This is a genomic window from Nonomuraea corallina, assembly GCF_027620315.1.
GTDB lineage: Bacteria > Actinomycetota > Actinomycetes > Streptosporangiales > Streptosporangiaceae > Nonomuraea > Nonomuraea corallina.
On sequence record NZ_JAPNNL010000008.1, the window covers coordinates 51610 to 78330 of the forward strand.

General features: G+C 68.1%; 21 protein-coding genes. 15 read left to right on the forward strand and 6 right to left on the reverse strand.

Annotated features, from left to right (window positions below; translation table 11 throughout):
• The first annotated feature begins 62 nt into the window (after positions 1 to 62).
• Together OUY22_RS03760 and OUY22_RS03765 are read left to right on the forward strand one after the other, a co-directional pair.
• Positions 63 to 1565 (forward strand): succinic semialdehyde dehydrogenase, encoded by a 1503-nt coding sequence (locus tag OUY22_RS03760; protein WP_270153290.1) that lies wholly within the window; start codon positions 63 to 65, stop codon positions 1563 to 1565.
• Positions 1547 to 3223 carry an FAD-dependent oxidoreductase gene (locus OUY22_RS03765; protein ID WP_270153292.1) on the forward strand — a complete coding sequence of 559 codons (1677 nt, stop codon included), beginning with the start codon at positions 1547 to 1549 and terminating at the stop codon, positions 3221 to 3223. The genes OUY22_RS03760 and OUY22_RS03765 overlap by 19 nt, the downstream gene beginning before the upstream one ends.
• Here OUY22_RS03765 and OUY22_RS03770 read toward each other — a convergent pair.
• Complete coding sequence (locus OUY22_RS03770) at positions 3213 to 4568, reverse strand: pyridoxal phosphate-dependent decarboxylase family protein (protein ID WP_270153293.1); 1356 nt, start codon at positions 4566 to 4568, stop codon at positions 3213 to 3215. The two genes, OUY22_RS03765 and OUY22_RS03770, sit on opposite strands and share 11 nt — an antisense overlap.
• 64 nt (positions 4569 to 4632) lie before the next feature.
• Between OUY22_RS03770 and OUY22_RS03775 the strand changes: the two genes are divergently transcribed.
• The 4 genes from OUY22_RS03775 to guaA are packed head-to-tail and all read left to right on the forward strand — an operon-like array spanning position 4633 to position 8953.
• Positions 4633 to 5106 (forward strand): Lrp/AsnC family transcriptional regulator, encoded by a 474-nt coding sequence (locus tag OUY22_RS03775; RefSeq protein ID WP_270153294.1) that lies wholly within the window; start codon positions 4633 to 4635, stop codon positions 5104 to 5106.
• A gap of 12 nt (positions 5107 to 5118) precedes the next feature.
• Positions 5119 to 5871 carry an N-acetyltransferase gene (locus OUY22_RS03780; RefSeq protein ID WP_270153295.1) on the forward strand — a complete coding sequence of 251 codons (753 nt, stop codon included), beginning with the start codon at positions 5119 to 5121 and terminating at the stop codon, positions 5869 to 5871.
• A gap of 10 nt (positions 5872 to 5881) precedes the next feature.
• On the forward strand, positions 5882 to 7372 hold the full coding sequence (locus tag OUY22_RS03785; protein WP_270153296.1) for a DUF885 family protein: 1491 nt from the start codon (positions 5882 to 5884) through the stop codon (positions 7370 to 7372).
• A 33-nt stretch (positions 7373 to 7405) separates the two neighbouring features.
• Positions 7406 to 8953, forward strand: coding sequence for a glutamine-hydrolyzing GMP synthase (gene guaA / locus OUY22_RS03790; RefSeq protein ID WP_270153297.1), 1548 nt, complete (start codon positions 7406 to 7408; stop codon positions 8951 to 8953).
• A 23-nt stretch (positions 8954 to 8976) separates the two neighbouring features.
• Here the strand turns inward: guaA and OUY22_RS03795 are convergent, their stop codons facing one another.
• Entirely contained in the window at positions 8977 to 9960 is a 984-nt protein-coding gene (locus tag OUY22_RS03795) for a CapA family protein (protein ID WP_270153298.1), read from the reverse strand.
• Between the two features lie 173 nt (positions 9961 to 10133).
• On the opposite strand from OUY22_RS03795, the gene OUY22_RS03800 reads away from it, so the two are divergent.
• The 7 genes from OUY22_RS03800 (at position 10134) to OUY22_RS03830 (ending at position 22285) form a co-directional block, all read left to right on the forward strand.
• Positions 10134 to 10568, forward strand: coding sequence for a CBS domain-containing protein (locus OUY22_RS03800; RefSeq protein WP_270153299.1), 435 nt, complete (start codon positions 10134 to 10136; stop codon positions 10566 to 10568).
• Between the two features lie 81 nt (positions 10569 to 10649).
• Complete coding sequence (locus tag OUY22_RS03805; protein ID WP_270153300.1) at positions 10650 to 11489, forward strand: PhzF family phenazine biosynthesis protein; 840 nt, start codon at positions 10650 to 10652, stop codon at positions 11487 to 11489.
• Between the two features lie 67 nt (positions 11490 to 11556).
• Positions 11557 to 13566, forward strand: coding sequence for an ATP-binding protein (locus tag OUY22_RS03810; RefSeq protein ID WP_270153301.1), 2010 nt, complete (start codon positions 11557 to 11559; stop codon positions 13564 to 13566).
• 638 nt (positions 13567 to 14204) lie between these two features.
• Positions 14205 to 15518: an outer membrane protein assembly factor BamB family protein gene (locus OUY22_RS03815; protein ID WP_270153302.1), complete on the forward strand. Its 1314-nt coding sequence runs from the start codon at positions 14205 to 14207 to the stop codon at positions 15516 to 15518.
• Between the two features lie 232 nt (positions 15519 to 15750).
• Entirely contained in the window at positions 15751 to 19284 is a 3534-nt protein-coding gene (locus OUY22_RS03820) for a type I restriction endonuclease subunit R (RefSeq protein WP_270153303.1), read from the forward strand.
• Entirely contained in the window at positions 19281 to 20783 is a 1503-nt protein-coding gene (locus OUY22_RS03825) for a restriction endonuclease subunit S (protein ID WP_270153304.1), read from the forward strand. Before OUY22_RS03820 ends, OUY22_RS03825 begins: the two co-directional genes overlap by 4 nt.
• Positions 20780 to 22285, forward strand: a complete 1506-nt coding sequence (locus OUY22_RS03830; RefSeq protein ID WP_270153305.1) for a class I SAM-dependent DNA methyltransferase — start codon at positions 20780 to 20782, stop codon at positions 22283 to 22285. Before OUY22_RS03825 ends, OUY22_RS03830 begins: the two co-directional genes overlap by 4 nt.
• A 68-nt stretch (positions 22286 to 22353) precedes the next feature.
• Here the strand turns inward: OUY22_RS03830 and OUY22_RS03835 are convergent, their stop codons facing one another.
• Together OUY22_RS03835 and OUY22_RS03840 are read right to left on the reverse strand one after the other, a co-directional pair.
• Positions 22354 to 22557: a DUF397 domain-containing protein gene (locus tag OUY22_RS03835; RefSeq protein ID WP_408638105.1), complete on the reverse strand. Its 204-nt coding sequence runs from the start codon at positions 22555 to 22557 to the stop codon at positions 22354 to 22356.
• On the reverse strand, positions 22550 to 23407 hold the full coding sequence (locus OUY22_RS03840) for a helix-turn-helix domain-containing protein (protein WP_270153306.1): 858 nt from the start codon (positions 23405 to 23407) through the stop codon (positions 22550 to 22552). Before OUY22_RS03840 ends, OUY22_RS03835 begins: the two co-directional genes overlap by 8 nt.
• Before the next feature lie 530 nt (positions 23408 to 23937).
• On the opposite strand from OUY22_RS03840, the gene OUY22_RS03845 reads away from it, so the two are divergent.
• Together OUY22_RS03845 and OUY22_RS03850 are read left to right on the forward strand one after the other, a co-directional pair.
• A complete protein-coding gene (locus OUY22_RS03845; RefSeq protein WP_270153307.1) occupies positions 23938 to 24369 on the forward strand; it encodes an ATP-binding protein in 432 nt (143 codons plus the stop codon).
• Positions 24366 to 24641: a hypothetical protein gene (locus tag OUY22_RS03850; RefSeq protein ID WP_270153308.1), complete on the forward strand. Its 276-nt coding sequence runs from the start codon at positions 24366 to 24368 to the stop codon at positions 24639 to 24641. Before OUY22_RS03845 ends, OUY22_RS03850 begins: the two co-directional genes overlap by 4 nt.
• 137 nt (positions 24642 to 24778) lie before the next feature.
• Here OUY22_RS03850 and OUY22_RS03855 read toward each other — a convergent pair whose 3' ends face one another.
• Together OUY22_RS03855 and OUY22_RS03860 are read right to left on the reverse strand one after the other, a co-directional pair.
• A complete protein-coding gene (locus OUY22_RS03855) occupies positions 24779 to 25780 on the reverse strand; it encodes a zinc-binding dehydrogenase (protein WP_270153309.1) in 1002 nt (333 codons plus the stop codon).
• Between the two features lie 85 nt (positions 25781 to 25865).
• Complete coding sequence (locus OUY22_RS03860) at positions 25866 to 26540, reverse strand: polysaccharide deacetylase family protein (protein ID WP_270153310.1); 675 nt, start codon at positions 26538 to 26540, stop codon at positions 25866 to 25868.
• Positions 26541 to 26721: the final 181 nt, after the last annotated feature.

Consider the following 26721-nt stretch of genomic DNA (forward strand, 5'->3'; position numbering starts at 1 on the left):
CCGCCCCCACGTCTGGTTCTCCATAACTACCCGTCGGTAGCCAACCCGAATATCCTTCTGGCATGCACGTGACCGCCGGCAGGACCCGGCAGATCATCGCCCCGTTCACCGGCGAACCCCTCGCCGAGCTGCCCCTGGCCGGCGCGGACGACGTCCGTGGGGCGTACCGGAAGGCGCGGGCGGCGCAGGCCGAGTGGGCGGCGCGGCCCGCGGCGGAGCGGGTGAAGCCGTTCCTGCGGCTGCACGACGTGATCCTGGACCGGCGCGAGGAGATCCTCGACCTGCTCCAGGACGAGACCGGCAAGGCCCGCTCGCACGCCTTCGAGGAGGTCCTCGACGTCGCCGGCTGCGTGCTCTATTACGCCCGCCGGGCGCCCGGCCTGCTGGCCCCGCAGGGGCGCAAGGGCGTCTTCCCGATCGCCACCCGGGTCAGCGAGCTGCGCCGGCCCAAGGGCGTGGTCGCGCTCATCTCGCCGTGGAACTACCCGCTGTCGCTGGGCGTCACCGACGCGGTGCCCGCGCTGCTGGCGGGCAACGCGGTCGTGCACAAGCCCGACACCCAGACCACGCTGTCCACCCGCTGGGCCGTGGACCTGCTGGTGGAGCTGGGCATGCCGCGCGACCTCTGGCAGATCACGCCCGGCGACCCGGAAGAGATCGGCGAGGCGCTGCTCGACGGGGCCGACTACGTGGCGTTCACCGGCTCCACCCGCAGCGGCAGGAAGATCGCCGAGGAGGCGGCCAAGCGGCTCATCGGCTGCTCGCTGGAGCTCGGCGGCAAGAACCCGATGATCGTGCTCGACGACGCCGACCTGGACCTGGCCGTGCAGGGGGCGATCCGCGCCTGCTTCGCCAACGCCGGACAGCTGTGCCTGTCGATCGAGCGGCTGTACGTGCACACGTCGCTGTTCGAGGCGTTCGCCGACCGCTTCGCCCGTCAGGTGCGCAACCTGAAGCTCGGGGCCGGGCGCGACTGGTCGGTCCAGATGGGCTCGCTCACCCACCGCCACCAGCTCGAAACCGTCATCCGGCACGTCGAGGGCGCCGTCGCCCGAGGCGCGACCGTGCTCGCCGGGGGCAGGGCCAGGCCCGACCTCGGCCCGCTGTTCTTCGAGCCGACCGTGCTCACCGGCGTGACCGAGGACATGGAGCTGTGCCGCGACGAGACGTTCGGTCCCGTGGTGTCGCTCTACCCGTTCGCCACCGACGACGAGGCGGTCGAGCTGGCCAACGACACGGCCTACGGCCTGAACGCCGCCGTCTGGACCTCCGACGCCTCCCGTGGCCGCGCGCTCGCCGCCCGGATCAAGGCGGGCACGGTCAACATCAACGAGGGGTACGGCGCCGCGTACGCCTCCTACGACGCCCCGATGGGCGGCATGAAGGCGTCCGGCCTGGGCCGCAGGCACGGCGCGGAGGGCCTGCTGCGCTACACCGAGTCGCAGACCGTGGCTTCCCAGGCGTCCTGGCTGCGCCTGGAGCCGCCGTTCGACCTGTCTCAGGAGGCGTGGGCGGACCTGCTGGCCACCACGCTCAAGGTGATGAAGTGGCTGAGGGTGAAGTGACCGGGTTCGACGTCGTCGTCATCGGCTCCGGGTTCGGCGGCAGCGTCTCGGCGCTCCGGCTGGCGGAGAAGGGCCACCGGGTCGCGGTGCTGGAGGCGGGGCGGCGCTTCGACCGGTCCACGCTGCCCGCCACCTCCTGGCGGCTGCGCGACTTCCTGTGGGCGCCGTGGCTGGGGCTGAAGGGCATCCAGCGGATCCACCTGCTCCGGGGGGAGAAGGGCACCGGCGTGCTGGTGCTCGCCGGTGCCGGGGTGGGCGGCGGGTCGCTGGTGTACGCCAACACGCTCTACGAACCGCTCGACCCGTTCTACCGTGACCCGCAGTGGGCCTCGATCACCGACTGGAAGGGTGAGCTGGCGCCCTACTACGACCAGGCCAGGCGGATGCTCGGGGTGACGGTCAACCCCACCCGCACCCCGGCCGACGAGGTGATGCTGAAGATCGCCGAGCGGATGGGCGCGGGCGCGACCTTCCGCCTGGCCCCGGTGGGCGTCTACTTCGGGCCGGACGGCGTCGACCCGTACTTCGGCGGCGCCGGTCCCGAGAGGCGCGGCTGCGTCGAGTGCGGCCAGTGCATGACCGGCTGCCGCCACGGCGCCAAGAACTCGCTCACCGAGAACTACCTCCACCTGGCCGAGCGGGCGGGTGCCCGGGTCTACGCCGAGTGCACGGTCACCTCGGTCCGCCCGCTGCCGTCCGGCGGGTACGAGGTCCTCGCCCGGCGGACCGGCTCGGCCCGGCAGCGCCGGCTCTTCACCGCCCGGCAGGTGATCTTCGCGACCGGGACCTGGGGCACCCAGCGGCTGCTGCACCGGCTGCGCGACGACGGCACGCTGCCCCGGATCTCGCCCCGGCTGGGCACGCTCACCCGTACCAACTCCGAGGCCCTGCTCGGCTTCGAGCGGTTGTCGCGCGGCGGCGAGAAGTTCAACACCGGGGTGGCGATCACCTCCTCGATCCACCCGGACGCCGAGACGCACATCGAGCCGGTCCGCTACGGCGACGGCTCCAACGCGATGGGCCTGCTGCGCACGCTGCTGATCGACGGCGGCCGCAACCGGTGGAAGGCGTTCGCCCGCGAGGCCGCGCGCCGGCCGCTGCACGCGCTGCGCCTGCTCGACCTGCGCGGCTGGTCGGAGCGGTCGCTGATCGCGCTGGTCATGCAGGCCAAGGACAACTCGATCACGGTACGGTCCGGCCGGTTCGGGCTGCGCTCGGCCCGGGGGCACGGCGAGCCGAACCCCACCTGGATCCCGGCGGGGCACGAGGCCGTGCGGATCGGGGCCGAGGAGGTCGGCGGGGAGCCGCGCGGGTCGTGGCTGGACCTGTTCGACATCCCCGCGACCGCGCACTTCCTGGGCGGCTGCGCGATCGGCGCCTCGCCGGACGAGGGCGTGATCGACCCCTACCACCGGCTCTACGGGTACGAGGGGCTGCACGTCGTGGACGGGTCGGCCGTGGCCGCCAACCTGGGCGTCAACCCCTCGCTGACCATCACGGCGCTGGCCGAGCGGGCGATGGCGTTCTGGCCGAACGCGGGTGAGCCCGACCCGCGGCCGCCTCTCGGCTCGGCCTACCGGCCCCTGGCCCCGGTCGCGCCGCGCTCCCCGGCGGTGCCGGCCACGGCCCCCGCCGCGCTGCGGCTGATCAGCCGCTGACCGCCTCGATCTCGTCCAGGAGCGCGGTCAGGGTGGCGTCGTCCGTGGCCGGGGCCATCACCGTGACCCGCAGGTGGCGGACCCCGGCCAGCTCGGTCGAGGTGAGGTGGAAGGTGCCGTCGCTCATCAGCCGTTCGCGGATCACCGCCTGGTCGCCGTCGCCGTAGCGGAAGCACACGATGTTGCTCTCCGGCTCGTACGGCAGCGTGAACCCGGGCCGTTCCCCGGCCAGCTCCCAGAACCGGTGGGCGGTGTCGTACCGGGAGGCCACGTAGTCGCCGAGGCCCTGCTCGCCCCGCCAGGCCAGGTTGAGGAAGATCTTCAGGCCGAGTTCGGCCTTGGTGCACTCGACCGTGCGGCGGATCTGGTCGAAGCCCTGCTCGCCGTAGAACAGGTAGCTGGCCTCCTGCCGGAACGCCGCGTCCAGGTCGCTCTCCCTGCGCACGAGCACCGCAGCCGTCAGGGCGGAGGCGCGCAGCATCTTGTGCGCGTCCCAGATCACCGAGTCGGCCAGCTCGATGCCGTCGAGCAGGTGGGCGTGCCGGTCCGACAGCAGGGCCGAGGCGCCGTGCGCGCCGTCCACGTGGAACCACACGCCGCGCTCGCGGCACCACGCGCCGATCGCCAGCAGGTCGTCGTGCAGTCCGGTGCCGGTGGCGCAGGCCGCAGCCACCAGCGCCATCACCCGTCTGCCGGAGATGTCCGGCAGCCTGGCCGGGTCGATCCGGCCCAGTTCGTCCGTCTCCAGCGGCACGATCGCACGCTGCCCGAGCCCGAGGATCGAGACCGCGCGCGAGATCGAGTAGTGCGCCGACGGCGGGGCCAGGATCACCAGGTCGTCCGGCACGCCCCGCTCCCACGCCTCCGGCGCCACCCGCGCCCGCGCGGCCAGCATCGCGGTCAGGTTGGCCAGTGAGCCGCCGTGCGTCAGCACCCCGCCGCCGGCCGGGAAGCCCACCTTGTCCAGCATCCAGCGCAGGACCTCGAACTCGACCGTGGCCGCGGACGCGCCCATCTCGTAGATGTTCATCGGGTTGTTGATCGCGCCGTGCACGAAGTCGGCCAGCGCGGCAGGGAAATCGGGGGAGGCGGTCTGGTGGGCCAGGTACGCCGGGTGGTGCAGCCGGGTGCCCTCGGCCAGGTAGGCGCGCAGGAAGTCGCGGTACGACTCCGGGGTCATGCCGCCCTTGGCGATCAGCTCACGCAGCCGCAGCCGGTCCGCGAGCTCGCCCGGCGGCCTGCGCCGGACCACGGGGGCCTCGCCCCGCTGGCTGTCCGCCACGTAGGCGGTCAGTTCCTCGACCGTGACACCGGCCGACTCGGCGAACTCCTCAAAGTTCCACATATCCCGGAATAGTGAGGTTATCGTCGGCGTACGGCTAGTCTTGCCGAATCGGAGGGCGATACTGGTGCATAACGCCGAACTTGATTCGATCGACCTGGCCATTCTGGCCGAGCTGCAGCGGGACGCCCGGCTGCCCAACAAGGATCTCGCGGAGCGGCTCGGCGTCGCCCCCTCCACGGCGCTCGAACGGGTGCGGGCGCTGCGCCGGCGCGGGGTGATCACCGGCTTCCGCGCCTCGGTCGACATCGCCAGACTGGGCCGCCCGTTGCAGGCGCTGCTCGCCCTCCGGGTACGGCCGCACACCAGCCAGCTCGTCGACCCGCTGAGCGCGTTCGTGCTGTCGCTCCCCGAGACGATCACGCTCTTCCACGTGGCCGGGGCCGAGGACTTCCTGGTCCACGTCGCGGTCGCCGACGCCGAGCACCTGCACCGGCTGTGCCTGGAGAAGTTCCTGGTACGGCCCGAGATCGTGCACCTGCAGACCACGCTCATCTTCAAGAGCCAGCATCAGCCCGTCCAGCGGCCCTCCGATATGTGAAAATATCCGGCCATGGCCCTTCGGATCACCACGCTCGCGGAGCGCCCCGAGTTCGCCGCGACCCTGTGGGACATGGACAACGCCTGGCCGGAGTTCATGATGAAGGACCCCATCGCCGACTTCTTCTACGCCGTCGCCGACACGGTCTATCCCGCGTACGTCCTGGTCGCCGACGACGACGCCGAGCCCGGCCGGCTGGTCGCGCGGGGCTGCACGATGCCGTTCACGCTCCCCGGCGGCGAGCTGCCCGACGACGGCTGGGACGGCGTCATCCGGCGCGCCTGGCTGGCCCGCGAGCGCGGCGAGCGGCCCGGCCGGATCTCCGCGCTGGAGATCACCGTCCGCCGCGACCTGCTCGGCAAGGGCGTCTCGCCGCTCATGGTGGCCGCCATGCGCGACAACGCCGCCCGCCTCGGCTTCGACGAACTCGTCGCCCCCGTACGGCCTAACCACAAGCACCGGGAACCGCACACCCCCATGGCGCAGTACGCCTTCCGCACCCGCGCCGACGGGCTGCCGCACGACCCGTGGCTGCGGGTGCACGTACGCGCCGGCGGGAAGATCGTCAAGGTGGCGCCGCGCTCCATGACGATCGCCGGCACGCTCGCCGAGTGGCGCGCCTGGACCGGCCTGCCCTTCGACCGGCCAGGCCCTGTCGAGGTGCCGGGCGCGCTCAACCCCGTCCACGTCCAGCCCGAGCACGACCACGCCGTCTACGTCGAACCCAACGTCTGGGTCAGCCACCCGCTGACGATCAGGCGTTAGCGTTTCCGGCATGACGGAACTCCAGCCCAGATTGCGGGCCATCATCGACCTGATGGTCCCGGAAGCGCGCGAGTCAGGCGGACGGCACGAGTACGACGGCGCCGCCCAGGACCTGTCTCCCGAGGGCGTGCGCGCCGGCCTGGCCCGGCTCGGCGACGGCGACCTTCCGGAAGACCCCCACGACGCCCGCCACCTCCAGGTCTTCGAGCAGGCCCTGCGGGTCCAGCTCGGCGAGCTCGAACTGCACCGCAGGAACCCGCTGTTCCACCTGTCCAACCTGGAGCTCGCCTGCTACGACCGCGACTACGCCCCCGAGGAGCGCCGCGCCGCCGCCAGGGCCGCCCACCTCGCGCGCTGGCCCGAAGCGGTACGGCACGCGCTCGCCGCGCTCGACCAGGTCAGCGCCCCCGTGGCGGCCTCCCTCCTCGGCGCGGTCAAGGGCCTGGCCGCGGGCATCACCGACCAGGCCGCCCTGGAGGCGCACGGCCGCCTGGTCGCGCACGTCGAACGGGCCGCCGAGCACGGCGACCCGGACGCCGCGCTCGGCGCGGACGCGCTGGCCCGGCTCATGGGCTCCACCGAAGGGCTGGAGGTCGACCTCGGCAGGCTGGCCGAGCGCGCCGACGCCGAACGCGAGCGCCTGACGGCCCGCCTCACCGACGCCTGCGACCGGCTCGGCCAGGGCGGCAGGCCGCCGCTCGACGTGGTCCGCGAGCTGGTCAAGCAGCACCCCGACATCGACGGCGTGATCGAGGCGGCCAGGATCGGCACCGAGAAGGCCATCGCCTTCACCCGTGAGAAGGACCTGGCGCCCTACCACGACGGCACCTGCCTGGTCGGCCTCGCCCCCGAGTCACGCCGCTGGGCGATGGCCATGATGTCGTGGAACGCCCCCGGCGAGCCCGAAGGCCCGTCCTGGTACTACGTCACCCCGCCCGACCCGTCCTGGCCGGCGCAGGACGTCGAGGAGTGGCTGGAGGTCTTCAGCGACACCACGCTGCCCGCCATCAACGTGCACGAGGTCGCGCCCGGTCATTTCTCCCACGGCCTGGCCCTGCGCCGGGCCCGGTCGGACGTGCGGCGGCTGCTGCAGTCGTTCTCGTTCGCCGAGGGCTGGGCGCACTACGCCGAGGAGCTCTGCGTCGAAGAGGGCTTCGAGTCCGGCGACCCGCGCTTCGAGATCGGCGTCTGGGTGGAGGCGCTGATCCGCGTCACCCGGCTGGCCTGCGCGATCGGCGTGCACACCGGCGCGATGACGGTGGACGACGCGGCCGCCCGCTTCACCGCCCACACCCACCTGGCCGGCCCGGCCGCGATGTCCGAGGCCAGACGGGCCACGTTCGATCCCACGTACGGCCGCTACACCTGGGGCAAACTGGTCATCATGGACCTGCGCGAGCAGGCCCGGCAGGCGTGGGGCGCCGGATTCACCCTCCAGCGGTTCCACCGGCACCTGCTCGACCTCGGGTCGCCGCCGCTGGGCCTGCTGTCGATAGACTGAGCTCACCGCATTCGCCTTTGGGGGGTTCTCTCGGTGTCTGAGTTCGACACGGTCCTGGTGGTCGACTTCGGCGCGCAGTACGCGCAGCTCATCGCCAGGCGGGTGCGCGAGTGCCACGTCTACTCCGAGATCGTCCCGTCGACCATGACGGTCGACGAGATGATGGCGAAGAACCCCAAGGCGATCATCCTGTCCGGCGGCCCCTCGTCCGTCTACGCCGACAACGCCCCCGCCGTGCCCCACGGCCTGTTCGAGACCGGGGTGCCGACGTTCGGCATCTGCTACGGCTTCCAGGCGATGGCGCAGGCGCTGGGCGGCGAGGTGGCCCGCACGGGCGTCGCCGAGTACGGCGGCACCGCCCTGGAGGTGCTGAACGAAGGCGTGATCTTCGCGGGCCTCCCCGCGGCCCAGAAGGTCTGGATGTCCCACGGCGACAGCGTCGCCGCCGCCCCGGAGGGCTTCCTGGTGACCGCCTCCACGAGCGAGACCCCGGTCGCCGCCTTCGAGCACCCCGGCCGCGGCCTCTACGGCGTGCAGTTCCACCCCGAGGTCCTGCACAGCGAGCACGGCCAGCAGGTGCTCAGACACTTCCTGGAGGCGGCCGGCTGCCGCCCCACCTGGACCATGCTCAACATCGTCGAGGATTCGGTCGAGACGGTCCGCCGCCAGGTCGGCGACGGCCGCGCCATCTGCGCCCTGTCCGGCGGCGTCGACTCCGCGGTGGCCGCCGCCATCGTCCAGCGCGCCATCGGCGACCGGCTCACCTGCGTCTTCGTCGACCACGGGCTGCTGCGCAAGGGCGAGGCCGAGCAGGTCGAGCGCGACTTCGTGGCCGCCACCGGCGTCCGACTGCGGGTGGTCGACGCCTCCGACCGGTTCCTGAAGGCTCTCGACGGGGTCTCCGACCCCGAGGAGAAGCGCAAGATCATCGGCCGGGAGTTCATCCGCGTCTTCGAGGACGAGCAGCGCGCCATCATGGCCGACGGCCCGGTGGACTTCCTGGTGCAGGGGACGCTCTATCCGGACGTGGTCGAGTCCGGCGGCGGCACCGGCACCGCCAACATCAAGTCCCACCACAACGTCGGCGGGCTGCCGGAGGACCTGCAGTTCAAGCTGGTGGAGCCGCTGCGCACGCTCTTCAAGGACGAGGTCCGGCGGGCAGGCGAGGAGCTGGGGCTGCCGCCGGCGATGGTGTGGCGCCAGCCGTTCCCCGGCCCGGGTCTGGGGATCCGGATCGTGGGCGAGGTGACGCGCGAGCGGCTCGACCTGCTGCGCGAAGCCGACGCGATCGCGCGTGAGGAGCTGTCGCGGGCGGGGCTCGACCGGGACATCTGGCAGTGCCCGGTGGTGCTGCTCGCCGACGTGCGCTCGGTCGGGGTGCAGGGCGACGGTCGTACGTACGGGCATCCGGTGGTGCTGCGGCCGGTGACGTCCGAGGACGCGATGACGGCCGACTGGTCGCGGGTGCCCTACGACGTGCTGTCGCGGATCTCCACGCGGATCACCAACGAGGTGCGTGAGGTGAACCGGGTGGTGCTCGACATCACCAGCAAGCCCCCGGGCACCATCGAGTGGGAGTGACCCGCACCGGCCACCTGACCAGGTCATCCTCCCTGCCTGCCGCGCAGGTCCACGACGAGCAGGTCGTTCTCCCAGAAGGCCGCCGTGCCGAGCGCCTCGCACGCGCCGATGAACCGCCGGCCGAGCCAGGAGCGCTCCTCGCCTTCGGCCAGGACGGTGCGGCAGTAGTCGAGTTTGAGCGGCACCGCGCGCAGCCGTATGGGACCCAGCTCGTCCATGGTCACCAGGAACAGCAGCGACAGGTCGTTGCGCAGCTCCGGGTCCACCGCGTAGTCGTCGAGGAAGTCGCCCATGTCGTACAGGACCGGCGGCGCCACCCCGTGCGCGACGTGCGCGGAGTGACCCGCGATCAGCGTCGCCCCGGCGTCGGCCAGGGCCGTGGCCGCGACGCGGACGTACGGGAGCGGCCCGGCCGTCATGTTGGGCCCCCAGTGAGGGCTGACCAGCACGGCATCGGCTTCCGTACGCATCCTCGCCACCGTGTCCGTCAGCCAGCCGGGAACGCCGCAGGACAGGTCGGCGTAGGCGACGCCGGGCCGGTCGGGGGCGGCCGCGTAGTCCTCCGGGTGGTCGGTCACGGAGATGACGGCGATCCGCAGCCCCCGCACGGCGAGGACGACCGGCTCGCGCGCCTGGTCGAGAGCCGCGCCCGCGCCCGCCGTACGGATCTCCACGCGTTCGAGAAGGGCGCGGGTGTCGAGCAGCGCGTCGTGGCCGTAGTCCAGCGCGTGGTTGTTGGCCAGCGTGACGCAGCTGACGCCGAGCTCGGCGAGCAGATCGGCGGCCTGCGGCGGGGCGCGGAAATGGAACACCGCGCCCGGCGCGAACCGCGAGCTGCCGCGAGCGGAGACGCAGCACTCCAGGTTGAGCAGGATGGCGTCGGCCTCGGACAGGTACTCCCGGACGCCGTCCGAGAAGAACGTGTCCGGGTCGTGGGAATCTGCCAGCCGGTCCGCGACGCCCCGACCGAGCATCGTGTCACCCGCCAGCGCGAGCGTGACAGCCACGACCTCCCCCTGCCCCCGATGACGTGGTCGAACACGGGCCGGGCGCGTGCCTGGGACGGACCGCCGCCGGGAACGAAGGCCGAGCCGAAAACCCGCCGCTACCTGCAACGATTCGCCATCCCGGGGTAGGGGGTCAGATGGAAGCAGCAGCGACCTTCTCGGGGGAGGCACACATGAGCACACCGGGAAACAACAAGAGGGTCCAGGACGTGATGCACTACGGGGTCGAGTGCATCGGCGAGCACGACAGCCTGCGCAAGGCCACGCGGATGATGCGTGACCTGTCGGTCGGCGCGCTGCCGATCTGCGGGGACGACGACCGGCTGAAGGGCATCATCACCGACCGCGACATCGTGATCAAGTGCTGCGCCGCGGACAAGGACCTCGACAGCACCACGGCCGGCGAACTCGCCCACGGCCTGGTGTGGGTCAAGGCCGACAGCGGCGTCGAGGAAGCGCTGGAGAAAATGGGCCGGCACCAGGTCAAACGGCTGCCCGTGATCGACGACAAGCGGCTCGTGGGCATGGTCAGCGAGGCCGATCTGGCCAAGGAACTGCCCGACGACAAGCTCGCGGAGTTCGTCCACCAGATCTACGCGCCCTCCTGACCCGGCCGGGCGCGGGGGCTCCCGTTCTTGCGGGGACCCCCGACGCCCCACCCGCCGGAGATCGGGCCCTAATGTCGGATCATGGAATTACTGCGATATGTGGCCTTCAGCGATCGCGTCGACGGAGGGAACCCCGCCGGAGTCGTCCTCGACGCCAGTGATCTCGGCCCCGACAGAATGCTGGAGATCGCCGCGGAGGTCGGCTACTCGGAGACCGCCTTCGTGACAGAACGGACCGACCGGACGCTCTCGGTCCGCTATTTCAGCCCGAAGGTGGAAGTGCCCTTCTGCGGCCATGCCACCATCGCGACGGCGGTGGCCTTCGCGGACGCGCACGGGCCCGGAGACCTGCTCATGAACACCCAGGCCGGGCCCATCAAGGTGACGACCTCGGTGAACGCCGACGGCCACACCGTCGCCACCCTGGTCAGCGTCCCGCCGCGCGTGGAGGAGATGAGCGACGCGCTCCTGGAGAACCTCCTGTCGATCCTGGGGTGGTCGTCGTCCGACCTCGATCCCGCGCTGCCGCCCAGAGTGGCCAACGCCGGCGCCTCCCATCCGATCATCGCCGCCGCCACCCGCGAACGTCTCGCGGACCTCAGCTACGACTTCCCGGCCTTGGCGGAGCTGATGGTCCAGGCCGGCTGGACGACGATCGACCTCGTCTGGCGGGAACGGACCGACGTGTTCCACGCCAGGAACCCCTTCCCGCCAGGAGGCGTGGTGGAGGACCCGGCGACGGGGGCCGCCGCGGCGGCGTTCGGCGGCTACCTGCGCGATCTCGGACTCCTCGCGTTGCCCGCGACGGTGACGCTCCACCAGGGCCACGACATGGGCCGCCCCAGCACCATCACGGTGTCGATCCCCGCGGACACGGCGAGCGGGATCGCGGTCACGGGGACGGCGGTCGAGCTCGCATAGGCGAGGGTCGCACTGGCGGCAAGTCGTCCGCGGATGACCTGCCGCCTCCGCGGCCAAGCTCCGGCGGATGAGCGGAGACAGGGATCCCTCCATTCTCCTGATCCTTCGCGTGATACCGCAGGTCGTCTGGGATAGTGAGCGGGTGGGTACCGTTCACATCGAGGCCAAGCCTGATCATCTGCTGCGCCTCGCCCGCCAAAAAGATCCGGTGGGCGCCGTTGTGGAGATGATCTGGAACGCCCTGGACGCGGAGGCGAGCCTCGTCACCGTCGATCTGGAGATCAACGAACTGGGCGGTGTCGAGTCGGTCAGCATCAGCGACGACGGCCACGGGATGCCGAACGCTTCGTGCAGAAGCTACTTCGGCGGCCTGGGCGGGTCGTGGAAGACGGCGGCCAAGGTGTCGCCCCATCTCAAGCGTGGTCTGCACGGGCGGAGCGGGCAGGGCAGACTTCGCGTGTTCGCACTGGGGGGACAGGTCCGGTGGGCCACGGTCGCGGAGGCGGTTGACGGGCGGATCGAGCGTACGGTCATCAGTGGCTCTGTCGACAGTCCTGCGGACTTCGACATCTCCCAGCCGGAGCCCGTTCAGCTTCCGTGCGGGACGCGCGTCGAGGCGTCTGTGCCGGCGGACTTCGTGGGCCGCCTCACTCAGGACGACACAGCCCAGCAACTCGCTTCGACGTTCGCGCCCTTCCTGGCCGCCAACCCCGACGTGCGGATCGTCTACCAGGGCACGCCTCTCGATCCGGCCACGGTCTGGACCGATGTGGCCGAGTATCCGCTGCCCTGGCCGGACTCGGATGGGTACGCGGCGCCGGTGGTGCGCGTCATCGAATGGCCGAAGGACGTCGGCCGTGTGCTCGCTCTTTGTGACACCAATGGTGTCGTCCTTGACGACGTCTCACCGGGCATTCAGGCGCCTGGCTATCACTTCACGGCTTACCTGCTTTGGGACGGGTTCGTGGAACGCCGGGACGACCTGTCCTTGGCGGAGCTTGACGAGATCGCCCCGCTTCTCGCAATCGCCAGAGACACTCTCCGCGCCCACTTCAAGAAACGCGAGCAGGAACGCCGGGCCAGGTTGGTCCAGGAGTGGAAGACCGAGGGTGTCTACCCGTACTCAGCCGGACCGGTCGAGCCCGCGCAGGCAGTCGAGCGTGAGCTGTTCGACGAGGTGGCGACCAGGATCGCCCGCCGACTACCCGGCGTGACACAAAGCAAGAGGACCACCCTGCGGCTTCTCCGGGAGATCATCTCTCATGATCCGAGCGGGCTGTACCCCGTGCTGGATGAGCTGTTCCGGCTGCCCCAGCCAGAGCAGGAAGAGCTCAAGCGCATTCTCCAGAGGACCAGCCTCGCTGAAGTGATCAAGGCCACGAGCCAGGTCACCGACCGGCTCGACTTCCTCGCCGCGCTCAAGAAGCTCGTCTTCGAGCCGGAGGTCAGCAGAACGCTCAAGGAACGGAGCGAACTCCACAAGATCCTGGAGCGCGAGACCTGGATCTTCGGTGACGCCTACACGCTGATGGTGAGCGATCAGAGCCTGGACACCGTGCTCAAGCGGCATCTCATGGCACTGGGCCGTGAGCCTGGGAACAGTCAGCTCCATCCAGTGCGCCGCGAAGACGGCAGAACAGGCATTGTTGACCTCATGCTGGGCCGGGCGCATCGGGGGACCTTCGGCCGCGAGCACCTGGTGGTCGAGCTCAAGGCGCCCAGGGTCAAGATCGGTCAGGTGGAGGTCGCACAGATCAAGAGCTATGCCAAGGCCGTCGTCGGCGACCCACAGTTCCATGACGCGCGAGTGTCCTGGGACTTCTGGATCGTCTCCACGGAGATGGACGACGTGGTCAGAGAGGACGCGAGCGCACCGCATCTTCCACCCGGTTGCATCGCCGAGTGGAAGAACGGCGTCCGGATCTGGGCGCGGACCTGGAGTGAGATCATCGACGACTGCGAGGATCGCCTCCACTTCTATCGCGACAGGCTGAACCACGATCCGGCCGCTGAGCATGCCGTGGAATACCTCCGCCGCGTCCATGCGGATGTCACGCCGGCGGCTGCCACGGCTTGACCTCACCTCGTCAGGTGGCCAGGAACAACGAGGTCACCGGGCGGCTCGTCGCCCGGTTCGGTGACAGATCCTTGGTGGCGGGGCTGCGGCTGGTATGACTATAAGATCCTTTATTGTTCGAAATGCCGCTTTCTGGATCCCGGTGGTCTCCGCGCACCGAGCGCCTCTGGATCAGGACGGCATGAAAGGTCGGGCAAGGAGGAGGGGGCCTCATGCCGCAGTACGATCCCTACGGGCACGCCGGACAGCCGCCTGAGCAACGGAGAGCGCCGGGGCCGCCGCCGGACGGCGGGCCTTGGGGTCCTCCTCCCGGGCAACAGGGAGGCCATTCTCCGTGGGGCGCGACTCCGCAGGCCGGTCATCCGCAGGCGAGTCAGCCGCCGGCCGGTTACCCACAGGCGGGTCACCCGCAGGCTGGTTACCCGCCGGCTGGTCATCCGCAGGCCGGTTACCCGCAGGCCGGTTACCCGCAGGCCGCACCGTATCCGGGGCAGGTTCCGCCTGGGTACGCCGGGACGCCCGGCCATCCACCGGCCTATCCGGGGGCGGGTGCGCCCGGTCACCCCGGCGGTCCGCCGATGCCGCCTCAGGTTCCGGGACCGCCTCACTTCCCGTACGGGCCAGGAGCGCCTGGGCCCATGCCGACCGGCCGCAAGGGACGCTCCGGAGGACGCGGGCCCCTGATCGCGGTGGTCGCCGTGGTCAGCGTGATCCTGGTCGTCGCCGTGGGGGCCGGCCTCGTCTGGATGGCCGTCGGGAGTGGCGACGTCGAACTCTCGGTCGCCGGCGGTGACGACGAGATGGAGATCGCCTGGACCAAGGAGTCCAAGGAGGAGCGGCTGGGCGGCGGTTCTGAGCCGGTCGCGACGTACGCCACCTGGCTGACGGGAGAGTTCGTCATCCGGGCCTCGACCGACGGCGTCGCGGCGTACCGGGTGGCGGACGGCACGCCGGCGTGGACCGTCCCGGTGCCGGACGGCGCGCGGATGTGCACGGCCGCCACCACCGCGTCCGGGGACAGGGGAGTGATCGCCTACGGCGGCGGACGCTGCGACCGGCTGGGAGTGATCGACCTCAAGGCCGGAAAGCTCGCCCGCACCATGAAGGTGCCGACGCCGAAGAACGCCGGGCAACAGCCGGAGGTGACACGCCTCGTCGTCGCGGGCGATGTGGCGGTGGTCGACGACGAGGGCGCCATGACCGCCTTCGGGATCTCCGACGGCCGCCAGCGGTGGCGCCAGACTGACGGCGACTGCCGGGGGGACGTATGGGCGATGGGGGACAAGCGGCTCGTCTCCGACCGACGCTGCATCTCGAAGAGGGGGACCTTCCTGGTCACGTTCGACCCGGCGACCGGCAAGGAGTTGACCGAGACGTTCCTGGGCGACCGGACGGTCGTGCTGAACGTCGTCTCCCATGATCCTGTCGTGGTCGTCACGGGCCCCGGCGCCGGAGCGCCGATTCCGGTCGTGGTCGCACTCGACGCCGCGGGCGAGAAGACCGCCGAGATACCGGCGGAAGCGGCCGGGCGGGACCTCCAGGTGCTCGGCACCACCTCGCTCACCTCGTCGGCCGCCATCGACCAGCCTTCGATGGTCGTACACGGCGACACGCTCTACGCGGTGAACAAGGCGGCCGATCCGTGGGCCATGGTCGCGTTCGACCTGACCACCGGGAAGGAAAGGTGGGCCGAGAAGGGCAACCAGGGCGAAACGAAGATCATCCGGGTCGACGACCGTGGCGTGTGGGCGCTGCAGATCGGGGGCGGAGAGGGCCACCTGGTGGTGACCGACCACAAGACGGGTGAGACCTCGGTCGTCAAGGAGGGCGCGCTGACGCCCGCGTGGTCATCGATCAAGTCCAGCCAGGTGTTCGAGCATCAGGGAACGCTGGTGGTGACGCCGACCTCACGCGAGATCGACGCCGTGCCCTCCCTGACCGTGCTCCGCTGAGGGCCGGCCTGGGGATCTCAATGTGCGGGGTATCCCTGCTGGGAGGCGGACGGCGCCGGCACCGGCAAGGGACACCAACTCCTTCGATCGTTTCGTCGCCTGGACGCGTCATAAGGATTGAGGCCTTGCCGAACGGTCAGATTGAGCTATTTCGATAGCGACATGAGCGATATGTGAGGTAGCCTGCAAGGCTCTGTTTGATCAGTGATCATGATGAACGGGTGGGGCGCTCATGGCGAGCACGCACATCGAGGAGTTGTCGGAACACTCGTCCAACTTCGGATTTCTCCTGCCTCACGAGCCCATGCTCGTTCTGGATGGCGCCTCCGCCGAATCCCACGTCTACACCGACCCCGACGTGGCGCTGTACAAGGCCAGGCGCTTCGCCGAGATCCTGGCCAAGCTGCTGGTCAGGCTCACCAACACTACGGTCCAACAGAACAACCAGAATGCTCGCATCCTCGCCTTGACCCGGGCCGGAGTTCTGGTTCCGTCAATCAGCCAGGCATTTCATCAGGTCCGCGACTCCGGAAACCAGGCTGTCCACACCCATTACGGGGATGTCCGGGTAGCCCTTAATTGCGTCAAAATTTGCTTCGAGCTGGGGGTTTGGTTCCATCGGGCGCTTTGTCCGGATGATGAGCGTACTTTCGCGTTTGTCCCACCGCCCGAACCCGCCACGACGAAGGCCGAGAACGCCGCTGAACAGACACAGCTCGACCAGCTTCGCGTCGAGCTCGAAACTCACCGCGAGCGCCTGGCAGAGGTTCTGCTCACCCGGGACGAGAAGGCGACGTTACTGGAGGCCGAGGCGCGCGCTCGCGCACAAGCCCAGGAGGCCCTGGAACGAGCGAACGCGGAGCGCGATCGCCTGAATCTGCTTCTGAAGCAGATGGATGACCGCATGACGGACATGAGGCGCGCGTTCGATGAGAACCTCAAGAAGATCAAGAAGCCGACTCCGGCTGAGCGCGACAATCTCATCGCGCGTGCTGTGCGAGTCGCCCGGCAGCCTCGTACGGAACGGGAGGTCCGTGAAGAGGTCGACCGGATGCTCGTCGCCGCCGGCTGGCTCATCCAGGACGCCGGCCGGGAAAACCTGTACGCAGGCGACGGTGTGGCCGTCCGGGAGGCGCACACCGCGCGCGGCCCCGCTGACTATCTCCTCTACGTGGAGCGCAAGCTGGTCGGGGTGGTCGAGGCCAAGCGTGAGGGCACGGCGCTGCGAGCGGTCGAGGGGCAGTCGGCGCGCTACGCCAGTGGCCTGACGGCGTCCCAGCAGATGCAGGCTTGGCGCATCCCGCTCCCGTTCCGCTATGAGACGACCGCGACCGAGACGCACTTCACCAACACTCTCGACCCTAACCCTCGCGCCCGGGAGGTCTTCTCCTTCCACCGGCCCGAGACACTGGCCCGCTGGATGCGCGCGGCCGATGAGGACCCGGCGGCCCCGACGCTCCGCGCCAAGCTGCACCGCGGCCTGCCCGAGTTGCTCACCAAAGGACTCCGGCCGGCACAGGAGCGAGCCGTCCAAGGGCTGGAGCAGTCGCTGCGACGGAACGAGCCACGCTCCCTGATCCAGATGGCGACGGGAGCCGGCAAGACCTACACCGCCGTCACCTCCTCCTACCGCCTGCTCAAGCACGCTGGAGCGTTCCGCGTGCTGTTCCTGGTGGATCGGAACAACCTGGGCAAGCAGGCTCTGACCGAGTTCACCAACTACCTCACGCCCGACGATGGCCGGAAGTTCAGCGAGCTGTTCAACGTGCAGCGGCTGGCGGGCTCTGACATGCTCGGCTCCTCCAAGGTCGTGATCTCCACGGTCCAACGCCTGTACGCGATGCTCAAGGGCAGGGACGTGCCGTCACCGGACGCGGAGTACGAGGAGTACGACTCGTACGACGTAGATGAGGTCGTCGGTGTTGAGTACAACCCGGACGTGCCACCGGAGACGTTCGACCTGATCATCGTGGACGAGTGCCACCGCTCGATCTACGGGCTCTGGCGGGCGGTGCTGGAGTACTTCGACGCGTTCATCGTGGGCCTCACGGCCACGCCCGTCGCCCAGACCTTCGGCTTCTTCCACCAGAACCTGGTCAGCGAGTACACCTACACCGAGGCCGTCGCCGACGGGGTCAACGTCGACTTCAACGTCTACCGGATCCGCACGGAGATCGGCGAGAACGGCGCGACCATCCCGCCGGGCATCGTGGTGCCCAAACTCGACCGCAAGACGCGCGAGCAGCGGTACGAGCAACTTGACGACGAGTACGCGTACACCAGCCGTCAGCTCGCTCGCAAAGTCATCAGCAGGGGCCAGCTCAAGCTGGTGCTGGAGACATTCCGGGACCGGCTGTTCACCGAGATCTTCGCGCGCCAGCCCGGCCAGCCCGAGCGGAGGTACGTGCCCAAGACGCTCATCTTCGCCGTGGACGAGAACCACGCTGAGGAGATCGTCGACACCGTCCGCAAGGTGTTCAACCAGAGCAACGAGTTCTGCCAGAAGATCACCTACACGGTGAAGAACCCCGACAAGCTGATCGCCGCCTTCCGCAACAGCCCCGAGCTGCGCATCGCCGTCACCGTCAACATGATCGCCACCGGGACCGACATCAAGCCTCTCGAATGCGTCTTCTTCCTCAACGAGGTGAAGAGCTGGGCCATGTTCGAGCAGATGAAGGGCCGCGGGGCACGCAGCATCGACCCTGACGAACTGCGCTCGGTCACGCCCGACGTCGCGGCCAAGGACCGGTTCGTCCTGGTGGATGCGGTCGGTGTCACGGACTCCGAGCGGGTGGACGCCTCACCACTGGAGAAGCAGACCGAGAAGCAGATCAGCCTCGCCAAGCTGCTCAAGAAGGCCGGCACGCTCGGCCTTTCCCTGGACGAGGCGTCGACGCTCGCCTCCCGGATCTCCCGCCTGAACAAGCAGATCACGCCCGAGGAGCGCGCCGAGTTGGAGCAACTCGCAGGACGGCCGCTGACCGAGGTAGTGCGGAGCCTGTCACGCTGCAACGACCCCGACGTGATCGAGGAGGCCCGGCGGTCCGGGCCGGGCTGGGAACACCGGCTCATCGAGGAGGCAGCCCGACCGCTGGCCGACCCCGAGTTCCGGCAGCGGCTGCTGGACATCCGGCGGGCGCACGACATCGTGTACGACGAGGTCAACGCCGACTCGCTGCTCGAAGCCGGGGGAGTGGAGCGCAGCAAGATCGCCGAACGCGTCGTCACCTCGTGGGCCGCCTACGTCAAGGAGCACCGGGACGAGTTGACGGCACTGGAAGTCGCCTACCGCACGGGGCAGAGCGGGCGCGAGGTGTACCGGCAGCTCAAGGAGCTTTCCTCACGGCTCGCTCGGCCGCCGTACCAGTGGACGCCTGACCGGCTGTGGGAGGCGTACGAGGTCCTCGGCAAGACGGCCGCCAGGCCGGGGGTACGGTATGGGGCTGCCGACCTCATCCAGCTCATCCGGTACGAACTCGGCCTGGCCGAAGGAGAGCCGAGACCGCACCGCAGCGTCGTCGAAGAGCGCTTCGCCGCCTGGATCGCCCGGCAGGAGCAGGCCGGGGTGCGGTTCACCGGGGAGCAGGTGTGGTGGCTGGAGCGAATTCGCGATGTGGTCGCGACGAGCGCGACCTTCGACCACAATGACCTGGACGAAGTACCGTTCACCGAACGCGGCGGCACCGACGGCTTCCTCCGAGTGTTTGGTGACGACCAAGCGGAAACCATCCTCACCGACCTGAATCGAGACCTCACCGCATGACTGATCTGCCTCCTGGCTGGGCCACCACCACTCTGGGCGAGATCGCCGAAACCATGCTGGGGAAGATGCTCGATCGGAAGAAACACACCGGTGAGCATGCAGTGCCTTATCTTCGTAACATCAACGTTCAATGGGGCCGCATTGACCTTGATGATGTGCTGACGATGGAAATCCCCCCTGAGCAGCAGCCGCTTTATGAGCTCCGCTCGGGAGATCTCTTGATATGCGAGGGGGGTGAAATCGGTCGCTGCGCCGTCTGGCATGGTAGCTCGGAGTATATGGCTTTTCAGAAGGCGCTACATCGCGTGCGTCCCCTTGGTGGTATTGATCCGCGTTACCTCAGATATCTAATTGAGCATATCGGTGTAAGTGGAAAATTGGCCCGTTTCGCTACCGGCAGCACGATCAAGCATCTGCCGCAAGAGCAGTTGCGCAGGATTCCAATACTGCTCCCACCAGTGGCTGAGCAAAAGCGTATCGTTTCTATCCTAGAAAATCATCTTTCGCGATGTGAGGCCGCAGCTTCTCTTCTTCATGGAGTCATGAAACGGATCGATCGACTAAGGGATCGAGTGATGGAAGCCGCTTCGCTGGGTCGGCTGAGCGAATTGAACTCGGAAACCTACGCTACTCCGCCTGCGCCTGCTGGCGTGCTCGATGGGGATCTCCCATGTATCCCGGCTGACTGGCGTTGGGTAAGACTCGGGGATATCGCTGAGGTTGTTGGTGGAGTGACGAGAGACTCCAAGAAGCAGTCCGATCCGGAAATTCCGGAGGTGCCTTACCTTAGAGTCGCCAATGTGCAGAGAGCTCGATTGGATCTTTCTAATATCTCGTACATCCGAGTCTCGGATGTGAAAGCAAAGCAGTTGCTGCTACGACGAGGCGACGTTCTTCTGAATGAAGGGGGAGATCGAGACAAGCTTGGTCGTGGGTGGATTTGGGAAGACCAAATTCCGGGCTGTATCCATCAAAACCATGTCTTCCGTGCTCGCCTACGCGAGGATGTACTCCATCCGAAGCTGCTGGCCTGGCACGCCAATGGTTTTGGGAGGTCTTGGTTTGACCGTAATGGAAAGCAAAGCGTCAATTTGGCGTCTATTAGCCTGTCAAAAATCAAATTGTTTCCGGTGCCTATTCCTCCGCCAGCTCTGCAGGGAGAACTCGTGGCTGAAGCCGAGCGCCACTTGTCCACCCTTGACGACGCTGAGACGGCTGTTCGCAAGGCACTTCTTCAAGCTGGATATCTTCGACGATCACTTTTGTCTGAGGCGTGTTCCGGTGGCTTGACATCCCAGACGGCTGAAGATGAGCCAGCATCTGTGTTGTTGCAGCGGATCAAAGTCGAACGAGCAGCCAGTCAAGGCGGCAGGGCAGGGAAGCTTAAGAGCAGCGCGGGCGAAGAACGGCAAGAAATATCAGACGTGACACTAGATGTAATAAGCAACACCAATTTGACAAATGCGGATAGCACTTTTGTGCAGGAGGCGCTGCTGTGAGCACAACGGAAACGAGGAGGCTTGTTGCTCAGCTGTGGAATTATTGTGATGTTCTTCGAGACGATGGCGTCTCCACAATTGACTATGTGGAACAGTTGACATATCTGCTTTTCTTGAAGATGGCACACGAACGAGCAAGTCGGCGATTCAATGCTGATGACTCGCTTGCAAGCGTCGCTGCCCGTTGGCAAGCGTTGGTCGATGCCGAGGCTGCTAAGTTGGAAGAATTGTACCGGCGTACATTGGAGGATCTAGGACGTGCACCGGGAACGCTGGGAATCATTTTTCGTAAGGCGCAAAACAGGATCCAGGACCCGGCCAAGCTGAAGCGGCTGATCGTCGACCTGATCGATAAGGAGAATTGGTCAAGCCAGGGGGCTGACGTTAAAGGCGACGCCTATGAGGAACTGCTGGCCAAGGGAGCTGAAGACGTCAAGACTGGCGCTGGGCAGTACTTCACACCACGTGCGTTGATCTCCGCAATGGTGGACTGTATTCAGCCAGGGCCGAACGACACGATTGCCGATCCTGCATGTGGCACCGGTGGCTTCCTCCTGGCCGCCCATGAGTACATCGTCGAACGGTACGGCTCCTTGCTGACACCTGAGCAGCGCGATCGCCTCAATTCAGGTGCGATCAGCGGTACTGAACTGGTGGACGGGACAGCCCGGCTTGCGGCGATGAACATGCTGGTCCACGGGATCGGCAAGCCTAACGGGGCCTCGCTGATCGATGTCCGGGACGGACTGGCCGAAGCGCCGGCACGGCACTACAGCGTGGTGCTGGCCAATCCGCCGTTCGGCAAGAAGTCCTCTATCACGGTGATCGGTGAGAACGGCCGAGCAGACCGAGAGGCGATCTCCTACACCCGGAACGACTTCTGGACCACGACCACCAACAAGCAGATCAACTTCGTCCAGCACATCGCCTCGATGCTCGCGATCCCCGGCAGAGCCGCAGTGGTCCTCCCCGACAACGTGCTGTTCGAGGGCGGGGCCGGCGAGACTGTACGGGACCGCCTGCTCAAGCAGTTCGACGTACACACCATGCTGCGGCTGCCGACCGGCATCTTCTACGCCGGCGGGGTCAAGGCCAACGTCCTGTTCTTCGACAAGAAGGAAGCCCGCCCAGGCCGACCGTGGACGGAGACGCTCTGGGTGTACGACTTCCGCATCGGCCAGCACTTCACGCTCAAACAGAACCCCCTCCGCCGTGAGCACCTGGACGACTTCGTCAAGTGCTACCGGCCCGGCGAGCCGCGCTCGACCCGAGTCGAGACTGAGCGATTCCGCCCGTTCAGCTATGACGAGTTGATCGCGCGAGACAAGGTCAACCTCGACATCAGCTGGTTGAAGGACCCAGCCCTGGAGGACGCCGACTCGTTGCTGCCACCCGAGGTGATCGCGCAGGAGATCGTGGAGGACTTGGAGGCGGCCTTGAGTGAGTTCGCGGCCATCGCAGAGGCGCTGCAACAGTCTCGGAGCAAGACTTCCGGATCGTGATTCCTCCCCAAGCAGACGGCTCGCCGATCAGGTCGGCGAGCCGTACGGGAACGCGGTGAACCGGGTAATCAGGCTAGGTCGAACTCGCCGCCCTTGACTCCGGAAACGAATGCTTTCCACTCGCTCGGATTGAAGATCAACGCAGGACCGTGAGGATTCTTGCTGTCGCGTACGGCCACGATGCCGGGAAGATTGTCAGCCACTTCGACGCAGTCGTTCCCGCTTCCGCTCAGGCTGCTCTTACGCCACGCGGCGTTCGATAGGTCAATCATGAGTCAGCTGCTCCTTGACGTCGATGATGAGCTTCTGGGATTCCTCTGGTGACAGGGCTACATCCCATATGCGCCCGAATGCGATTTTATAGCGATCCACCTGCTCCGAGCTCTCCACATATATGTCACCGGCCGTGCCCTCGACATAGGCAACATCCGGGTCCACCGCTTCGGTGAAAGACAGGACTGTGAACGCCCCTTCCAGCCCCGCGTGCGCGCCGACGCTATAGGGGAGGATGCGGACGGTGATGTTGGGCCGGCGAGCAGCGATCAGGATAGCTTCCAGCTGATCTCGCATCATCTCGTGACCGGCGATGGGGCGGTGCAGCACACTCTCGTCGATCACTGCATGCAGCTCCGGCGCGCCTGGACGGCTGAGCAGGGTCCGCCGTGCCATGCGCGCCATCACGCGGCGCTGGATGTCCTCAGGATCATGCGGTTCAGGTCTTCCGGCACTGATCACCACGCGCGCATAGTCCTCGGTCTGCAAGAGCCCCGGAACGAGTTGCACCTGCCACTGGCAAATCCGCGACGCTTCGTCCTCCAAGCCCACATAGGAGCCGGTGAACACGTCGGCGTAAGCCGTCCACCAACCCCGCTTGCGAACCTCCTTCGCCAACTGCATCAGCATGGCGCGAACGTCCGATCTGGTCCCGTACAGATCGCAGACTGCGGCCACATCTGAGAGGCTTGCTTTGGTGCGCCCCGTTTCGATTCGGCTGATCTTGCTGCGATGCCATCCAAGCTGAGCGGCAGCGGTTTCTGGAGTCAGTCCCTTCTCCTCACGCATGGTGCGTAGCTCACGAGCGAGACGACGCAGTCTCACGGTTGGACTGTGACTCGATTGCATGAAGTAACTATGACAGTTCACTGAGTGACGTAGAGCGCAATTGCGCAAAGTCATGCCTCATGTGCACTGTGCATTGACACTTCACTCAGTGTATCTGCATGCTTACGTAACGAAGCAGGGGTGAGAGCTGGACCCTCACGGACGTACACGTGACTGTCCCTGAACGCCCCGCGTCTGCTGTTCCGGCACCGAAAGGCGGTTCCAGCTATGCGACGTACGCGGAAGCAGGACGACGGGACGGAGACAGGCCCGGCGCCGCCGAGCCTGGAGCAGGTGCAGTTCTTCCATCTCGCCCGGTTGGCCTGGGCGTTGAAGGTGCGGGGACTTGCCGTTTCGGTCCAGTTGCCGCGACGGGCGGAGCCGTCTCTCTCGGTGCGGCGGGAGTCCGGGCCGCTGCTCGTACGGGCTTCTCTGCGGGATGAGAGGTGGGTGTTCTCGTGGGGGCGTGGACGCGACCGGTGGGTGGATGCGGGGGACGAGAGTGCGTGCGAGCGGGTCTGGGAGGTGGCGCAGTGAGGGAGCGGGCTCTGGTGGACCTGACGATCCCGGGAAGCGCGGCTTGGGTCTGCTTGGTTCGCCGCTGGGTCGCCGACGCCCTGACGGTGGCGGGGCATCGCGAGGTGGATGGCGCCCGGCTCGTCGCGAGCGAACTGTCGGGGAATGCCGTGCTGCACACCGAGTCGGGGCGGCCGGGCGGACTGGTGAGAGTGAAGGTCTTCGGCGTTACCGAATCGCTGGCCAGGATCGAGGTGATCGATGAGGGGGCGGCCACGGTTCCTCTGCCCCGCCGGTCCGGCGACGAGGAATGCGGCGGTCGCGGGCTCTGGCTGGTGCAACAGACTGCGATCAGATGGGGTGTCCGAACCGTTCCGAAGCGATGGAACCTGGTGTGGGCCGAGGTGTCCACGCTGGAAGCGCTCAACATGGGCGACCTGGAAGGCGTGGAAGAGGTTCCAGCATGACTCCTGACTTCCACGGGCCTCACGCCGACGCCGGTGGGTTCGATGCCGGGTCGGTCGACTGGCGCGATCCTTTGCCGCGCTTCTGTCGAGTCAGGGTTCTACGGCACACCTGCGAGTGCCGGGCACGGATCTACGAGTTCTGCGCTGCGGCCGGGCTCGCCTGGATACGCCGAACCGATCGCTCGCCGACCGCCGTGACCGTCAAGGAAAGTCGCCCGACCTCGTACGGCGAGGCCGAAGCACTGTGGGAGAAACTGCTCTCCGGCCGGTGAGGCCGGTTGGCTGTATTAAAGGGAGAAGCGGCGGACCGCGCGTCATGCTCCAGGGCGGTGAGGCCAACGGCGATCAGGCTGCGCGCCCTCCGCTGGACGAACCGTGACGGGCCCCGCACCCAGCGGGGCCCGCCACGTCAGTCGCACGTCAGGAGGGTCTTGCCGAGGGTCGCGCGGGCGGCGACGGCCGCGTGCGCGTCGGCCGCGCGCTCCAGCGGGAACGTCTGCCCGACGTGCGGTCTGAGCCGCCCCGCAGCGGCCTCGGCCAGTGACCGCCCGGTCAGCTCCCGTACCCGGTCGAGTCCCGGCGGCCCGTCGCCGATCCCGATCAGTCGCACGTCGCGGGCGGCGGCCTCCTCGGCGGTGAAGTCGGCGAACGTGCCACCGGCGGAGCCGTAGGCGAAGAACCGGGCGCCGTCCGCCGCCGCTTCCAGCGCCTGCCGGCCGAGGGCGCCGCCCGCGCCGTCGAACACCGCCCGCACGCCGCCGGTCAGTTCGCGCACCCGTTCGGCCCAGCCTTCCTCGGTGTAGTCCACGGCGTCCTCGGCGCCGGCCTCGCGTGCCAGGTCCAGCTTGGCCCGGCCGCGCGCCGCCCCGATCACCCGCGCTCCCGTCGCCGTCGCGAGCTGGGTGATCACGACGCCCAGGCTGCCGCCCGCGGCCGTGACGAGCACGGCGTCGCCCGGCCCCACGCCGGACGCGTCCACCAACCCCAGGGCGGTCGGGCCGTCGTGCAGCAGCGCCAGCGCCTCGTGCGGGCCGAGCCCGGCCGGGATCTCCACCACGGACCCGGTGCGGGCGACCGCCTTCGTGGCGTACCCGCCGACCGGGGCGAGGATGGGGCTGCCGTCGCTGACGGGTTTCCCGGTACGGGCGACGACCCGCCGCCCGGCCCACCCGGGGTCCACGCCCTCCCCGGTGGCCACGACCGTCCCGGCCACGCCGTCGCCCGGCACGTACGGCGGCTTCACCGGGAAGAATCCCTCACCCCAGCCCGCTCTCAGCTGGGTGTCGAGGAACAGCACGTCCACGGCCGTCACCTCGATCAGGACCTCGCCGGGCCCGGCGACCGGGTCGGGGGCGTCCCGCGCCACCAGCACCTCGGGGCCGCCGAACGCCGTCACTTCGACGATGCGCATGCCACTTCCTCCGCCTCGGTCTGTCGGTTCCGTGACTGACAGCCTGTTACCTCAAGCCAGGTCGAGGTCAAGGCGGTGGGCCGGGCTACGGGTAGCTGACGCCCGGCTTCAGCTTGCCGCCGTAGAGCTGCGGGACGGTGACCAGGTGGTAGCCCTGCTTCTTCAGCTCCCTGATGACGCCCGGCATGGCCTGGACCGTCTGCGGGACCGTGTCGTGCATGAGGATGACGCCATCGCGCTTGGCCAGGCTGAGCACCTTGGCCGCGATCTTCTTCTTGTCCTTGAGCGACCAGTCGAGGGTGGTGCCGGTCCACTTCACCTCGGCGAGGTCGAGCTGGTCGGCCACGCGCAGCACGCGCTCGTCGGTGTGGCCGAACGGGGGCCGGAACATGGTCGCCGTGAGGCCGGTGGCCCGCTTGATGGCTTGCTGGCCCGCCTGGATGTCGTCGAGGATCTCGTCGTCGAGCCGGGGCGTCAGCGAGAAGTGGGAGTAGGTGTGGTTGCCGATCGCGTGGCCCTCGGCGAGGGTGCGCCGCGCCAGCCGGGGGCGCTGGTCCACGTACTTGCCCGTGAGGAAGAACGTGGCCTTGGCCCGATCCTTCTTGAGGATCTTGAGCAGCTTGGCGGTGCTCGTGCCGGGTCCGTCGTCGAAGGTCAGCGCCAGACACTTGACCTTGGTGCAGTCGATCTTCGCCTGGGTGGTGGCGGCGGGGGCGCCGCCCAGCGCCAGCGACGCCACGAGGAAGCCATGAATCAGCACAGGCAACACCTTACGGCCGATCGAGCCAAGGGAAACCGGGACCCCCGAGCGGGTATGGGAAACGTATAAGGCCGCGTGGCGGCGGCGGGCGGCTGCGAAGGTCGGACGGGGCGCGCCAACCGCACGAGGGGACACCATGCACGATCGCGAGGACGGGTACGGTCACGCCCGCGTCATCGGC